We start from the raw sequence: 1,647 nt of genomic DNA on the forward strand, positions 1-1,647 counted from the left end.
GAATTTATGACGAAGACCAGGGGGACCACCAAAGATGCCGATAATTTCGGGGGTATGGCTGCGGATTTTCATTTGTAAACTTAGCGCTTTCACACCAAGACCGCTCACATCAATTTGCATATCAGAGCCGCCCGGTTGATAGGTTTCTGTAATTTCTTCCAACGTGGGCAGTTTCAATGTTTCAAGATCAAGGTGAAGATTCACATCATCATCAACAATCAAGGTAAAACCGCGTACAATGCGTAAAGTCATGCTTTAACTCCTTGCTGCTTTGCGATAAGTTTCAAGCGTATCGCCAAATTGATAAGTCATTTTCTTTTGGATATCTTGCGCCAAACGGTCAAAATAAGCGCTATTGCGCCGGCTGCCGAAACTCAAATCTTCTAAAGGTGGCACTTCTTCTGCATCAAATTCCACCCGCAATTTCCCCAGTTGTAAAGTGCTGTTTGAATTTAAATCACGATCAAACCAAACCCGCCCACCAAGCAGTGCACCGCGTGCAATCATATCATCAAGAAAGCTGGTCAAAGAGCGGGTAATGGCAATAACATGTTGACCAGTCAGATTCTCATCATTGGCCCAAGGGCGCAAATTGTTAATGATGGTTTTTTCCAAAGCTGCACGGGTGCGCACCACATTGACAAAGCGCCAAAGTGGATCACTGGAGGTGGTATGATTTCCCCATAAAATGCGCCCATTGGCAGCCATTTGCCCATGCGCATTTTGACTAAGTCGTGCTGGAATAAAGGTTGCAATATCGGCTTGATTGAGGCGATTTGCCTCATGATCGATTTCCCCATCAAAATAGCTAATGGGGCGTGCTGTCCCTAAAATGCCATGCACATCTTGGTTGGAAGGAGACCAAAAAACACCGCCCCTTTGCTTGTCACGTTTGATAAACATGGCTGCTGCAAAAGGACTTGCCGGCTTTATACTAACACCCCCATCAGAATTTGCCACCCGTACAAAGGGATCAATCAAATAACAAAAGCGTGANCGGCTTTATACTAACACCCCCATCAGAATTTGCCACCCGTACAAAGGGATCAATCAAATAACAAAAGCGTGAGGAAAAATCTGCACGATAAGCAAGGCTTTCTTGCGTGTTTTTACCCCCCGTATCAAACACGGCAATGGCTTGTAGCTTTTCTGCAACCTGTTCCAAAGCGTCTGCCACTTCAATTCCGGCATAATATCAAAAAATACAATAAAGTCAATAGGTTGTTTGCAACTATTTTATATGAATCCACTTAAGAATCCACATTTTTATACGTGATTCATTTGACCATTTTTTATAAATAATTGCCATGTATGAATAGACCATAAAAAGCTAATCATGATACAAATATTATAACGCATGTGTGCATTCAAATGAAATGAAAAGCAGATATCATTTATAACAGTTCATAAATTTTATGACACGTTTTTATCACAGCACAAATCACATTGTTTTAAAGATTAGATTGTTGATCACATGATAAAAACATAAAATTACAGTTCTCAAAGTTGAGAAGCGTAAAATCTAAAAATTCTATAGCAATATTTATTACCTATTAAAGGGTAATCGTTTGAACCTGTCATAAGCTTATAGGTTTAATTTAAAAAATTGCATAAAAGGATTAAGGATAAAATCGCTTTTAAAACGCT

At 39.9% G+C, this 1,647-nt stretch carries 1 protein-coding gene and 1 pseudogene; both read right to left on the reverse strand.

Annotated elements, in window-relative coordinates; all coding sequences use genetic code 11:
- Nucleotides 1-252 (reverse strand): phage major tail tube protein (locus ACFIJW_RS09150; protein ID WP_375634169.1); only part of this gene is annotated, 252 nt, incomplete at its 3' end.
- Between the two features lie 3 nt (nt 253-255).
- A pseudogene (locus tag ACFIJW_RS09155) lies at nt 256-1,177 on the reverse strand (phage tail sheath family protein); the annotation flags it as partial.
- Between the last annotated feature and the right edge of the window lie 470 nt (nt 1,178-1,647).

The sequence above is a fragment of the Bartonella sp. MM97QHHN genome (genome assembly GCF_042194285.1).
Classification (GTDB): Bacteria; Pseudomonadota; Alphaproteobacteria; order Rhizobiales; family Rhizobiaceae; genus Bartonella.